The organism is Pseudomonas sp. MF09156 (genome assembly GCF_059862305.1).
The window spans coordinates 306,899-317,892 of the sequence record NZ_JCBCUR010000002.1; the positions used below are offsets into that span (position 1 = coordinate 306,899).

The following is a 10,994-nucleotide window of genomic DNA, read 5'->3' on the forward strand; positions in this document are numbered from 1 at the left end:
GGAATTGCCCATGTCGCGTATCGACCGTAAAGACCAGATCATCGCCGCTGCCTTGGAGCTGTTTCGCAGCAAGGGCTTTGCCGATGTATCCACCCGTGACTTGGCCGAACATGCCGGGCTGTCGCGCAGCCATGTCTATCACTACTTCAGCGACTGGAATGAATTGCGCCGCGAAGCCTTTGTGCGCTTTGCGAATGAGCAATTGGATGAAGTGCGCGAGCCCTTGGCCGATGCGCCACCACTGGAGGCGCTCGTAGGATTCTTGAGCGACTGCCTGCCCAGCACCGCCGATGCAGGCTGGGCGCTCTGGCTGGACGCCTGGGACGAGGCCATGCATGACGCGCAAATGGCCCAGGCTTACCTGGTGATCAATGCCCAATGGCAAGGCATGCTTGCCGAGGTGATCGAGCGGGGTGTCGCTGCCGGGGTCTTTCGCTGCAAGTCGCCCCAACGCGCTGCACGGCAGCTCTTCGCCCTGGCGATGGGCTACGCCGATCACCTGATGCTCAAGCCTTCCGCCGAGTCGTCAGAAGCGGTACTGGGTGAGGTGCTGGAAGTGGCGAGGCTGCTGCTGGATTTTTCCTGAACGCTGCTAGCCAACTGATGCCGGCCGGTACTGCAATGCCTCCGCCAAGTGATGGCGAGCGATGCCTTCCACTTGCTCAAGGTCTGCCAGGGTACGCGCGACCTTGAGCAGTCGGTGGGCTGCGCGCAGCGATAACGTCAGCCGCTCGCAAGCGCTCTCCAGCCAGCTTTCATCGGCGTTTACCAGTGCGCAGTGCTCGCGTAATCCCGCCAGGTCGAGGAAGGCATTCGCGCAACCCTGGCGCCCTTGCTGGCGCTCCCGGGCCTCGGCCACTTGGGCGGATGCCTTCGCCGTGTCATCACCGACCTTTTGGGAGGGGTTCAGCACGGTGGTTTCACGTGCCACGGTCAGGTGCAAATCAATCCGGTCCAGCAACGGCCCGGAGAGTTTGTTGCGGTAGCGCTGGATCTGCTCCGGCGTACACCGGCAACGTCCACTGGGCTCACCCATGTAACCGCAAGGGCAGGGGTTCATCGCCGCCACCAGTTGAAAGCGTGCCGGGAAGCTGACGCGGTCGCGTGCCCGGGAAATCACGATATGTCCCGATTCCAGCGGTTCGCGCAGCACCTCCAGCACCTTGCGATCAAATTCCGGCAGTTCATCGAGAAACAACACCCCGTGATGGGCCAGGGTGATTTCCCCAGGCTGCGGTTTCGAGCCGCCGCCCACCAGCGCCGGCCCGGACGCGGAATGGTGCGGCTGGCGAAAGGGCCGATGAGGCCAGTGGCTCAACGGCGCCAGGCTGACCACTGATTGGATCGCCGCCACTTCCAGCGCCTCCTGTTCGCTCAAGGGCGGTAGCAGGCCGGGCAGGCGGCTGGCAAGCAAAGTCTTGCCGGTGCCGGGTGGCCCGCTGAACAGCAAGTTGTGGGCACCCGCTGCCGCAATCAGCAGTGCGCGCTTGGCGGCCAGTTGGCCCTGCACCTCGCTCAGGTCCGGGTAAGGTTTGTTCAGGTACAGCAATCCGTCGGACGTGTAAGGCTCGATCGGCACCAGCCCATTCAGGTGCGCCACCACTTGCAGCAGATGATCCACCGCAATCACCTTCAACCCGCCGGCCAGGCACGCCTCTTCGGCATTGGCCCTGGGCACGATCACGCTGCGCCCGGCCTTGCGTGCGGCCAACGCGGCTGGCAACACACCTTTGACGGCGCGCACTTCGCCAGACAGGGCCAGTTCGCCGAGGCACTCCACGCCATCCAACGCCTGTGTCGGCACCTGCACGCTGGCCGCGAGAATCCCCAGGGCAATCGCCAGATCAAAACGCCCGCCGTCCTTGGGCAGGTCGGCGGGCGCCAGGTTAAGGGTGATCCGGCGCGCGGGGTATTGCAGCGCACTGTTGAGAATGGCGCTGCGCACGCGGTCTTTGCTTTCCTTGACCGCTGTCTCCGGCAAGCCCACCAGGGTCAGGGACGGCAAGCCATTGGCCATATGCACTTCGACAGTGACGGCGGGGGCTTCGACGCCGATCTGGGCGCGGCTGTGGACGATGGCGAGGGACATGTTCGTTCCTTGAAGGGAGGGCCGCTTTGCGGTTTTTCAAGGGTAGACGAGAGAGGGGGAGGCGCCTTGCGCAGGTTTTACTGAACGTATCCGGGCGTTGAAATTGCAGGAGCCGGCTTGGTGTGTCAGGTAGACAGCCATCGCCGGCAAGCCGGCTCCTACAGGGGGCAGGGTGGTTATTCCTGGGGTGGATTCAACCGCGCTTCCAACTCTGCCACCTTCGCCTCCAGGCTCTCCAGGCGTGCTCGGGTGCGGGCCAGGACTACCATCTGGCTGTCGAATTCTTCCCGGCTGACCAGGTCCAGTTTGCTGAACCCGCTTTGCAGCAGTGCCTTGAACTGGCTTTCGATTTCATTGCGAGGCAGCGGGGTCTCGCCGCTGAACAGGCGAGAGGCGTGGCCGCTCAGGGCGTCGAGGAGGTCTTTGGGCGCGAGCATGGGAAACATTCCGGAAAACAGTTGGCCGGCAGTGTATCACGCAGCGCCTATAGTCTTTTCCCAGTGCTCTGCGCACGCTTTTCGCGCATTGGCCCGAATGTGGATGCACTGTTTTTGTGCGTATGTGGGCTGCTACACCGGCCCACTGCTCGGTGTGAGCGGGCAACGGATTGATTTCAGTGATTTTTACGGAGCTGGCAAGGTTTCTGCTTAGACGATCATGACCCATGCACTGATGCAGTCGCTGTGACGAATGCAGTGCGCTGACGGACCAGGGTACATGTTTCGTCACCAACGGTTAGCTGGCGTCGCCAAGGCAATTGCCGAGGCGACGATGCGTTACAAAGCCAGGCACTGCGCTTAGACTTGAGACGGGTTTGTTTTCCTGGGGCAAGTCCACCAATTCGGGAGAGAGTTTTCATGAAGCTAGTCACTGCCATCATCAAGCCGTTCAAGTTGGACGATGTACGCGAGTCACTGTCCGAGATCGGCGTGCAGGGCATTACCGTCACTGAGGTCAAAGGCTTCGGTCGGCAGAAGGGTCATACCGAGCTGTATCGCGGCGCGGAATACGTAGTCGATTTCCTGCCGAAGGTGAAGATTGATGTCGCCATTGACGACAAGGATCTTGATCGGGTTATCGAGGCGATAACCAAGGCGGCCAACACCGGCAAGATCGGCGACGGCAAGATCTTCGTGGTCAATCTGGAACAGGCTATTCGCATCCGTACCGGCGAAACCGATACCGACGCAATCTAAGCCGCCAAACCCCAACGCCCCAGGAGAAAACAATATGACTCTGCGTAAATTCGCAGGGCTAGGAGCCCTGTTGTCCATCGTAATGCCCAGCCTGGCCATGGCGGCAGACGAAGTGGCGGCTCCAGTCCTCAATTCCGGCGACACTGCCTGGATGCTGACAGCCACCGCACTGGTGCTGTTCATGACCATCCCTGGCCTGGCGCTGTTCTACGGCGGCATGGTCCGCTCCAAAAACATTCTTTCTGTGATGATGCAGTGCTTCGCCATTACCGGTCTGATCAGCATCCTGTGGGTCGTCTACGGCTACAGCATTGCGTTCGACACCACGGGAATGGAGCAAGGCGTCGTCAACTTCAACTCGTTCTTCGGCGGCATGGGCAAGGCGTTCCTGGCGGGTGTCACACCGTCCAGCATCACTGGGCCTGCAGCGCTGTTCCCGGAAGCGGTGTTCATCACCTTCCAGATGACCTTCGCGATCATCACCCCGGCGCTGATCGTCGGTGCGTTTGCCGAGCGTATGAAGTTCTCCGCCATGCTGCTGTTCATGGCCATCTGGTTCACCCTGGTCTATGCGCCGATCGCGCACATGGTCTGGAGCGGCAACGGCGGCCTGATGTGGGACTGGGGCGTGCTGGACTTCGCTGGCGGCACCGTGGTGCACATCAACGCCGGTGTGGCTGGCCTGGTGGCGTGCATCGTGCTCGGCAAGCGTAAAGGCTACCCGACTACGCCGATGGCCCCGCATAACCTGGGCTACACCCTGATCGGTGCGGCGATGCTGTGGATCGGTTGGTTCGGCTTCAACGCCGGCTCTGCTGCTGCGGCCAACGGCACGGCGGGCATGGCGATGCTGGTGACCCAGATCGCTACCGCGGCTGCGGCGCTGGGCTGGATGTTCGCCGAGTGGATTACCCACGGCAAACCAAGCGCCCTGGGCATCGCCTCGGGTGTGGTCGCCGGCCTGGTGGCCGTTACTCCGGCCGCCGGTACCGTGGGCCCAATGGGCGCCCTGGTGATCGGCCTGGCGTCTGGCGTGATCTGCTTCTTCTGTGCCACCAGCCTCAAGCGCAAGCTGGGCTACGATGACTCCCTGGATGCCTTCGGCGTGCACGGTGTTGGCGGGATTGTCGGGGCGATCCTCACCGGTGTATTCGCGGCGCCGATCCTGGGTGGCTTCGGCACGGTGACCGATATTGCCGCGCAGGTCTGGATCCAGGCCAAGGGCGTAGGCTTTACCGTGATCTACACCGGTATCGTGACCTTTGTGATTCTCAAGGTGCTGGACTTGACCATCGGCCTGCGTGTGACCGAAGAGGAAGAGGCCGTTGGCCTGGACCTGGCGGAACACAACGAACGTGGCTACAACTTGTAAGAACCTATGAAAAAAACATGCCCGGCTTGCCGGGCATTTTTTTGTCTGGTATTTGCCTGTGGTGAAAGCGTGTGAGAATTTTTGTGTCGAGTTTGTGATCGGATCCACACGGTACTTTTCAGTGTGCGAATGTCTTACAGGCATGTAGGCGTATTCGGCACTTTGTTTTTTCCCAGAGCGCGCTAGAATGCGCGCCGATGGGCGCAGAACTGTATACATCGGCAGACCCTGATTACCCTGCGGGCCAAGCCCCGGGTCATTTCGAGGGCAGCCTTTCGGCTCGCCAACTGAGTTTGCCGGTCACGGCCGGCCATTTGGCAATGGGCACATGGCAAGGCGTTTATCTGGGCGAGCAGCGTGATCATGGCGGTGCTCGTAACGTCCTCGGCACCTTGCACGGTGACGGGGCATAAGCCACTGGTTATCCGGTGGACGTTGATTTTTTTCCGGCAGCCTTCGACAGATGGTGAAGCTGGGCTATAACTAATCTGCTTTTCGCAAGTCATGAGGTAGAACATGAGCGACGATGATCTGGAAAACGACGACCTCGAAGTAGGTGACGACGAAACCGAAGAAGGTCTTGAGGCGGCTGCCGAAGACGTAGCTGACGACGACGGCGGCGATGACGCGCCGGCCCCGACCGCCAAGGGCAAGGCCAAGGCTGCTGTGTCGGTTGATGAGTTGCCGAGCGTTGAAGCCAAGAACAAAGAGCGCGATGCGCTGGCCCGCGCGATGGAAGAATTCCTCGCCAAGGGCGGCAAAGTGCAGGAAGTCGAGGCCAACGTGGTGGCAGATCCACCGAAGAAGCCGGACAACAAGTACGGCAGTCGGCCTATCTGAGGCCGGTTACTTGCTTGCTGCAAAAGCCCGCCGTCGCTGCGGGCTTTTTCATGCCTGAGACAAATGGCCAGTGCCGCAAACCCATGTGGGAGCTGGCTTGTCGGGTCGCGTTATTTCCAGCTGTGGAGCAGCGAAGGCAGCTCGCTCAAGCTGCGAATCTGCGCATCCGGCAATTTCTCGCCTTCCCAGACCTTGCCCGCCGGGTTGAACCACACCGCCCGTAACCCCGCCTGCTGCGCCCCGGCGATGTCATCGCCCGGATGGTCGCCAATATGTACCGCCGCACTGGCATCCACCCCACCTCGCTGCAACGCTTCCTGAAACAAGCGCGCATCCGGCTTGGCGATGCCGATATCTTCGGCCCTCAGGGCAAAGTGGAAGTAATCCGCCAGGCCCACGCGCTGGACATCGGCATTGCCATTGGTGATCACCCCCAGCAGGAAGTGCTGGCGCAGGGCTTGCAGCATCGGCTCAGCTTCCGGGAAGACCGTGAGCTGGTGCCGCGCATGAATAAACGCTTCAAAACACACATCGGCCATTTCCGTGGCCTGCGGCTGTGGATAACCGGCCTCTTCAAAGGCGTGCATCAGCACCCGGTGGCGCAGGATGCTGATCCGGTGCTTGAGTTCGGGATGACGTTGCAGTACGTGCTGGCGCAGGCTGGCGAAATGCTCCAGGGGCAAGTCGCCGACCTTGGACGCATGGGTCGCCAGCCAGTGGCGCATCGACGCTTCGGCGCTGATGATGACGGGGACGTTGTCCCACAGGGTATCGTCCAGGTCGAAGGTGATTAGCTTGATGCTCATGAGTCGCCGCCTTTAACGCGTTTGGCCCGTGGATGGGCGCTGTCGTACACCGTCGCCAGGTGCTGGAAGTCCAGGTGGGTGTAGATCTGGGTGGTCTTGATATCCGAGTGGCCGAGCAGCTCCTGCACGGCGCGCAAGTCTTGTGATGACTCCAGCAGGTGACTGGCAAAGGAGTGGCGCAGCATGTGCGGATGCAGGTTCTGCCCCAGTTCCCGCTCGCCGGCGGCCTTGACCCGCAGCTGAATGGCCCGTGGCCCGAGGCGTCGGCCTTGCTGGCTGACAAACACCGCATCGTCCGGCGGGTTGGCCAGGGCTCGTAGGGGCAGCCATACCAGCAGGGCGTCGCGGGCTTTTTTGCCAATGGGCAGCACGCGGGTCTTGCTGCCTTTGCCGTGTACTTGCACCAGGCCATCGGCCAGGTCCAACTGCTCGAGGTTGAGGCTGGTCAGCTCCGACAGCCGCAGGCCCGAGGAATAGAACAGCTCCAGGATCGCCTGGTCGCGGTGAGCCAAGAAGTCATCCTCGACCGCGCCATCGAGCAATTGCAGGGTGCGGTCGGCATCCAGGGTTTTGGGCAGGCGGCGCTCACCCTTGGGCGGCGCCAGGCCGTTGGCCGGGTCGTGATCGCACAGGCCTTCGCGGTTGAGGTAGTGATACAGGCCACGCACCGCTGACAGCAGGCGCGCCAGGCTGCGGGAGGATTGGCCTTGCTGGTGCAGGCGCGCAACCAGGCTGCGCAGGCCCTGGATATCGAGGGCCTTCCAACTGCCGATCTGTTGTTTCTGGCAGAACGCCAGGACCTTGTTCAAGTCCCGCCGGTAGGCTTCCAGCGTATGGGGAGACACCTGGCGCTCGCTGCGCAGGTGAGCGCAGTAGGCGTCCAGTTGTCGCTCCATTGCTAGCGCACCGCGCGCAGGGCGCTGGTGAAGCGTGGCAGGCTGCGGCTCAACACTTCGGCAATGTAGGTCAAGAACAGCGTGCCCACGGTGCTTTTGTAGTGCTGCGGATCACGGCTGGCGATGGCCAGGACACCGTGCAAGCCTTGATGGCTGAGGGCGACCACGGCAGTCGAGCCGATCTGCACGCGCTGGTCTTCGCCAAACAGGAAGTCCAGCTCATGCTCGCGCAGAGTGCCGCTGATGGTCTTGCCTTCCGACAACAGGCCGCCGATGGCGGTCTGTGCGTCGCTGCCCTTGACCCAGCGCCCGACCGGCATCGGGTTGTCACTGAACAGGATCAGGCTGACAAACGGCACCTGGAAGTCCTGGCGCAGGCTGTCTTCGACGGCAATGGTCAGGTCTTCCAGGCTGGCGGCATCCAGCAGCGCCAGGATCAGGCGGCGGGTCTTGTCGAACAGGCGGTCGTTGTCGCGGGCCACGTCCATCAACTGTGAGAGTCGATGGCGCATTTCGATATTGCGCTCGCGCAGGATCTTCATCTGCCGCTCCACCAGCGACACGGTATCGCCGCGCTGGTGAGGGATGCGCAGGGCCGGCAGCAGCTCGTCGTGTTCGACGAAGAAGTCCGGGTTAGCCTCCAGGTAAGCGGCGACGGCCGCTGCCTCCAGGCTTTCGCAAGGGGATCCTTCGGGCTGCTTGGCGGGTGCCTGGGGCTTATCGGTCATTAGCGAGTCGCTCTCATAGACGGACCTGTCCTTCGTATACACGGGATGCCGGGCCGGTCATCTTCACCGGTTGGCCTGGGCCTGCCCATTCGATGGACAGGCGTCCACCAGGCAGGTCGATCAACAGTGGCGAATCCATCCAGCCCTGGCTGATCGCCGCCACGGCGGCGGCGCAAGCACCGGTGCCACAAGCCTGGGTTTCCCCGGCGCCGCGTTCCCAGACCCGCAACTGCGCGCGGGAGCGGTCGATGACCTGCAGGAAGCCGACGTTGACCCGTGCCGGAAAACGCGGGTGATGTTCGATCTTCGGGCCCAACTCATGCACTGGCGCATTGTTGATGTCGTTGACCCGCAGCACTGCATGGGGGTTGCCCATGGACACGGCGGCCACCTCGACCACGGTACCGTCGACATCCAGCGGATAGCTCAACGCCTGGGCATCAGCCACGAACGGAATATCGGCCGGTACCAGGCGCGGGGCGCCCATGTCGACGCTGATCTGGCCGTCGCTGCGGATATCCAGCTCGATAATGCCGCTTTTGGTCTCGACGCGAATCTGCCGTTTGGCGGTCAGGCGCTTGTCCAGCACGAACCGCGCGAAGCAGCGCGCACCGTTGCCGCATTGCTCCACTTCGGAACCGTCGGAGTTGAAGATCCGGTAACGGAAATCCACCTCCGGGTTGCTCGGCGCTTCGACGAGCAGCAGTTGGTCGAAGCCGATGCCGGTATGGCGGTCGCCCCACAGTTTGGCGTGCTTGGGCAGGATATGCGCGTGCTGGCTGACCAGGTCAAGGACCATGAAGTCATTGCCCAGCCCGTGCATCTTGGTAAAACGCAGCAGCATGGCTTACTCCGGCAGCAGGCTTTCGCCAGCAAACAACTCGGCTACCGTCTCGCGGCGACGCACTTCAAACGCTTGATCACCGTCCACCAACACTTCGGCGGTACGCCCGCGGGTGTTGTAGTTGGAACTCATGACAAACCCATAGGCACCGGCCGAATGCACGGCCAGCAGATCGCCTTCTGCCAGGGCCAGTTCACGGTCCTTGGCCAGGAAGTCACTGGTTTCACAAATCGGGCCGACGATGTCATAGGTGCGCGGCGCGCTGTCGCGCGGGCGCACGGCGCTGACATCCATCCAGGCCTGGTACAGGGCCGGGCGGATCAGATCGTTCATCGCCGCATCGACGATGGCGAAATCCTTGTGTTCGGTGTGCTTGAGGTACTCGACCTGGGTCAGCAGTACGCCCGCATTGGCAACGATGTAGCGGCCCGGCTCGAATATCAGCTTCAGGTCGCGGCCTTCGGTGCGCTCGCGTACGGCCTTGACGTAGTCGGCCACCAGCGGCGGCTCTTCGTCGCGATAACGCACGCCCACGCCACCACCCAAATCAATGTGGTGCAGGTAGATGCCGCACTCGCCGAGGCGATCGATCAGCGCCAGCAGGCGGTCGAGGGCATCGAGGAACGGTGGCAGGCTGGTCAGTTGCGAGCCGATATGGCAGTCCACGCCCAGCACTTCCAGGTTCGGCAGTTGGGCGGCGCGGATGTACACGTCTTCGGCGTCGGCAATGGCGATGCCGAACTTGTTCTCTTTGAGACCGGTGGAAATGTACGGGTGCGTGCCGGCATCCACGTCCGGGTTGACGCGCAGGGAAATCGGCGCACGCACGCCCATCTCGGCGGCCACCACTTGCAGGCGCTCGAGCTCGTCGGTGGACTCGACGTTGAAGCAATGCACGCCGATTTCCAGGGCGCGGCGCATGTCTTCGCGGGTCTTGCCGACACCGGAGAACACGATTTTGTCAGCCTTGCCGCCCGCGGCCAGTACACGCTCCAGCTCGCCACGGGACACGATGTCAAAACCAGCGCCCAGGCGCGCCAGGACATTGAGTACACCCAGGTTGGAGTTGGCTTTTACTGCATAGCACACCAGGCTTGGCGTACCCTCCAGTGCATCGGCAAAGGTGCGGTATTGCGCTTCGATATGCGCTCGCGAGTACACATAGGTCGGGGTACCGAAGCGTTCGGCAATCGCGGACAGCGCCACGTCTTCCGCGAACAGCTCGCCGTCCCGGTAGTTAAAAGCGTCCATGAAATTCCCTTAGTAGGTGTCGTGCTTGTGCGCTTTGGATTGCGACGTTTGCGCCTGTTCATTCGGGTCTTTGCTGTCATCGGGCAGGTACAGCGGGCCTTTTTGACCACAGGCACTGACGAGGCAAGCGACCGCGACGAGCGCAGCAAGGGAAGAGATCAGGCGCTTCATGGCTAAATCCTTGAATATGCATTAATTGCGCCCGAGTATACCGACCACCCGCCAGCTTGCCTATGCGCCGGGACACCCGTCCGGCGGGGCTTTGCCGAGTATGTCGTGATGTGGCCTACATCCCGTCGGGATAATTCGCACGGCTGGTGGGAATGAAATCGGTATCCTTTGCAATCATCATGGCGCCTCCGTATCGTGCGGCGCTTGAGCGTGAGTAGACACTTTTTGAGGTTCCCACCATGAGTTTGACCGAAGCCCGCTTTCACGACCTGGTCGATGCGACCCAGCAAGCGCTGGAGGATATTTTCGACGAGAGTGGCCTGGACGTGGATCTGGAAAATTCTGCAGGCGTGTTGACCGTCAAGTTCGAGAACGGCAGCCAATTGATCTTCAGCCGCCAGGAGCCGCTGCGCCAGCTGTGGCTGGCCGCGCGTTCCGGAGGGTTTCACTTCGACTACGACGAAGAAGAAAAACGCTGGTCGAACGACACCAGTGACGAGCTGTTGAGCGAAATGCTTGCACGCATCACCCTGGAACAAGCCGGCGTCGAGCTGGACTTCGACGAGATCTGATCGTGACCCAGCCCGCGCCCGTCCGCCCGCCCAAGCCGCTGTTCAGCAATGTCAGCCCGGCTGTGCCGTCACCTTGTATCAGTTTGTGTCGGCTGGATGAGCAAAAAGTCTGCCTTGGCTGCTTCCGGCATGTGGAAGACATCCGGGAATGGCGCTCCGCCGACGACCAGCGGCGCCGCGTGATCGTCGCCCAGGCCGAGCAACGCAAGGCTGGCGCCTGACCTTCAGG

The 10,994-nt window shown here is 61.9% G+C and carries 14 protein-coding genes and 1 pseudogene; 7 read left to right on the top strand and 8 right to left on the bottom strand.

The window, feature by feature from the left end:
* Positions 1–10: 10 nt before the first annotated feature.
* Entirely contained in the window at positions 11–586 is a 576-nt protein-coding gene (locus AC19YY_RS07160; protein ID WP_500604005.1) for a TetR/AcrR family transcriptional regulator, read from the top strand.
* A 6-nt stretch (positions 587–592) separates the two neighbouring features.
* On the opposite strand, the gene AC19YY_RS07165 is transcribed toward AC19YY_RS07160, so the two are convergent.
* Complete coding sequence (locus tag AC19YY_RS07165) at positions 593–2,089, bottom strand: YifB family Mg chelatase-like AAA ATPase (protein WP_170042079.1); 1,497 nt, start codon at positions 2,087–2,089, stop codon at positions 593–595.
* A 176-nt stretch (positions 2,090–2,265) separates the two neighbouring features.
* Entirely contained in the window at positions 2,266–2,526 is a 261-nt protein-coding gene (locus AC19YY_RS07170) for an accessory factor UbiK family protein (protein WP_057444205.1), read from the bottom strand.
* Positions 2,527–2,946: 420 nt separating this feature from the next.
* Between AC19YY_RS07170 and glnK the strand changes: the two genes are divergently transcribed.
* The 4 genes and pseudogenes from glnK (at position 2,947) to sutA (ending at position 5,497) form a co-directional block, all read left to right on the top strand.
* Positions 2,947–3,285, top strand: a complete 339-nt coding sequence (gene glnK / locus AC19YY_RS07175) for a P-II family nitrogen regulator (protein ID WP_002555808.1) — start codon at positions 2,947–2,949, stop codon at positions 3,283–3,285.
* Positions 3,286–3,319: 34 nt separating this feature from the next.
* A complete protein-coding gene (locus AC19YY_RS07180) occupies positions 3,320–4,657 on the top strand; it encodes an ammonium transporter (RefSeq protein WP_029289659.1) in 1,338 nt (445 codons plus the stop codon).
* 191 nt (positions 4,658–4,848) lie between these two features.
* Positions 4,849–5,070 (top strand): annotated as a pseudogene (locus AC19YY_RS07185) (YjbQ family protein); the annotation flags it as partial.
* Positions 5,071–5,173: 103 nt separating this feature from the next.
* Positions 5,174–5,497: a dormancy-specific transcriptional regulator SutA gene (sutA, locus tag AC19YY_RS07190; protein WP_169955390.1), complete on the top strand. Its 324-nt coding sequence runs from the start codon at positions 5,174–5,176 to the stop codon at positions 5,495–5,497.
* Between the two features lie 110 nt (positions 5,498–5,607).
* Here sutA and AC19YY_RS07195 read toward each other — a convergent pair whose 3' ends face one another.
* The 6 genes from AC19YY_RS07195 to lptM are packed head-to-tail and all read right to left on the bottom strand — an operon-like array spanning position 5,608 to position 10,193.
* Positions 5,608–6,303 carry an HAD family hydrolase gene (locus AC19YY_RS07195; protein ID WP_172313735.1) on the bottom strand — a complete coding sequence of 232 codons (696 nt, stop codon included), beginning with the start codon at positions 6,301–6,303 and terminating at the stop codon, positions 5,608–5,610.
* Positions 6,300–7,199, bottom strand: a complete 900-nt coding sequence (gene xerC / locus AC19YY_RS07200) for a tyrosine recombinase XerC (protein WP_170042082.1) — start codon at positions 7,197–7,199, stop codon at positions 6,300–6,302. Before xerC ends, AC19YY_RS07195 begins: the two co-directional genes overlap by 4 nt.
* A gap of 2 nt (positions 7,200–7,201) precedes the next feature.
* Positions 7,202–7,927 carry a DUF484 family protein gene (locus tag AC19YY_RS07205; protein WP_169955387.1) on the bottom strand — a complete coding sequence of 242 codons (726 nt, stop codon included), beginning with the start codon at positions 7,925–7,927 and terminating at the stop codon, positions 7,202–7,204.
* 13 nt (positions 7,928–7,940) lie between these two features.
* On the bottom strand, positions 7,941–8,771 hold the full coding sequence (gene dapF, locus AC19YY_RS07210) for a diaminopimelate epimerase (RefSeq protein WP_169955386.1): 831 nt from the start codon (positions 8,769–8,771) through the stop codon (positions 7,941–7,943).
* 3 nt (positions 8,772–8,774) lie between these two features.
* Complete coding sequence (gene lysA / locus AC19YY_RS07215; protein ID WP_170042083.1) at positions 8,775–10,022, bottom strand: diaminopimelate decarboxylase; 1,248 nt, start codon at positions 10,020–10,022, stop codon at positions 8,775–8,777.
* Between the two features lie 9 nt (positions 10,023–10,031).
* Positions 10,032–10,193: an LPS translocon maturation chaperone LptM gene (gene lptM / locus AC19YY_RS07220; protein ID WP_038444426.1), complete on the bottom strand. Its 162-nt coding sequence runs from the start codon at positions 10,191–10,193 to the stop codon at positions 10,032–10,034.
* Between the two features lie 239 nt (positions 10,194–10,432).
* Here lptM and cyaY point away from each other — a divergent pair, with 239 nt between their 5' ends.
* Together cyaY and AC19YY_RS07230 are read left to right on the top strand one after the other, a co-directional pair.
* Positions 10,433–10,765: an iron donor protein CyaY gene (gene cyaY / locus AC19YY_RS07225; RefSeq protein WP_038444425.1), complete on the top strand. Its 333-nt coding sequence runs from the start codon at positions 10,433–10,435 to the stop codon at positions 10,763–10,765.
* A 2-nt stretch (positions 10,766–10,767) separates the two neighbouring features.
* A complete protein-coding gene (locus AC19YY_RS07230; protein WP_169955384.1) occupies positions 10,768–10,986 on the top strand; it encodes a DUF1289 domain-containing protein in 219 nt (72 codons plus the stop codon).
* The last annotated feature ends 8 nt before the right edge of the window (positions 10,987–10,994 follow it).

What these genes read in the sequence shown, in the direction of transcription:
- AC19YY_RS07160 (WP_500604005.1), top strand. Translation starts at nt 11, where the DNA reads ATGTCGCGTATCGACCGTAAAGACCAGATCATCGCCGCTGCCTTGGAG.
- AC19YY_RS07165 (WP_170042079.1), bottom strand. Translation starts at nt 2,089, where the DNA reads ATGTCCCTCGCCATCGTCCACAGCCGCGCCCAGATCGGCGTCGAAGCC.
- AC19YY_RS07170 (WP_057444205.1), bottom strand. Translation starts at nt 2,526, where the DNA reads ATGCTCGCGCCCAAAGACCTCCTCGACGCCCTGAGCGGCCACGCCTCT.
- glnK (WP_002555808.1), top strand. Translation starts at nt 2,947, where the DNA reads ATGAAGCTAGTCACTGCCATCATCAAGCCGTTCAAGTTGGACGATGTA.
- AC19YY_RS07180 (WP_029289659.1), top strand. Translation starts at nt 3,320, where the DNA reads ATGACTCTGCGTAAATTCGCAGGGCTAGGAGCCCTGTTGTCCATCGTA.
- sutA (WP_169955390.1), top strand. Translation starts at nt 5,174, where the DNA reads ATGAGCGACGATGATCTGGAAAACGACGACCTCGAAGTAGGTGACGAC.
- AC19YY_RS07195 (WP_172313735.1), bottom strand. Translation starts at nt 6,303, where the DNA reads ATGAGCATCAAGCTAATCACCTTCGACCTGGACGATACCCTGTGGGAC.
- xerC (WP_170042082.1), bottom strand. Translation starts at nt 7,199, where the DNA reads ATGGAGCGACAACTGGACGCCTACTGCGCTCACCTGCGCAGCGAGCGC.
- AC19YY_RS07205 (WP_169955387.1), bottom strand. Translation starts at nt 7,927, where the DNA reads ATGACCGATAAGCCCCAGGCACCCGCCAAGCAGCCCGAAGGATCCCCT.
- dapF (WP_169955386.1), bottom strand. Translation starts at nt 8,771, where the DNA reads ATGCTGCTGCGTTTTACCAAGATGCACGGGCTGGGCAATGACTTCATG.
- lysA (WP_170042083.1), bottom strand. Translation starts at nt 10,022, where the DNA reads ATGGACGCTTTTAACTACCGGGACGGCGAGCTGTTCGCGGAAGACGTG.
- lptM (WP_038444426.1), bottom strand. Translation starts at nt 10,193, where the DNA reads ATGAAGCGCCTGATCTCTTCCCTTGCTGCGCTCGTCGCGGTCGCTTGC.
- cyaY (WP_038444425.1), top strand. Translation starts at nt 10,433, where the DNA reads ATGAGTTTGACCGAAGCCCGCTTTCACGACCTGGTCGATGCGACCCAG.